Source organism: Streptomyces sp. URMC 127 (assembly GCF_051386535.1).
GTDB lineage: Bacteria > Actinomycetota > Actinomycetes > Streptomycetales > Streptomycetaceae > Streptomyces.
Genome location: NZ_JBPQTW010000484.1, coordinates 1 through 603, shown reverse-complemented (window position 1 = coordinate 603; position 603 = coordinate 1). Strand labels below are relative to the sequence as shown.

1 protein-coding gene is annotated in these 603 nt (G+C 71.0%); it reads left to right on the top strand.

Annotation, left to right across the window (positions count from 1 at the left end; genetic code table 11):
• Window positions 1-129: 129 nt before the first annotated feature.
• Window positions 130-603 (top strand): NADPH-dependent FMN reductase (locus ACSNOH_RS35030; RefSeq protein WP_436725480.1); only part of this gene is annotated, 474 nt, incomplete at its 3' end.

Here is a 603-nt window from a genome sequence, read left to right as displayed (position 1 = left end):
AGGCCGGTCATGGGGCCAGCGTAGCGCGTCACGGAGATAACTGGACCGCGGTCCGGATAAGTGCTACAACTTTAAACAGGACCTCGGTCCGGTTTTCCGCTCCCCGTCCCCACCCTCCTGGAGTTCCCCATGTCTGTCCGTATCCTCGTGCTCGTCGGCAGCCTCCGCGCCGGGTCCCACAACCGCCAGATCGCCGAGGCGGCCGTCAAGATCGCCCCCGCGGGCACCGACGTGCAGCTCTACGAGGGCATCGCCGGCATCCCCTTCTACAACGAGGACATCGACGTCGAGGGCAGCGTTCCGGCGGCCGCCGCCGAGCTGCGCGAGGCCGTGGCCCGCGCCGACGCCCTGCTGCTGGTCACGCCCGAGTACAACGGCACCATGCCGGCCGTGCTGAAGAACGCCGTCGACTGGCTGTCGCGCCCGTTCGGCGCGGGTGCGGTCGCCGGCAAGCCGGTCGCCGTGGTCGGCACCGCCTACGGTCAGTACGGCGGCGTCTGGGCGCAGGACGAGGCCCGCAAGGCCGCCGGCATCGCGGGCGCCGCCGTGCTGGAGGACGTCAAGCTCTCGATCCCCGGCTCCGTGACGCGCTTCGCCACCACG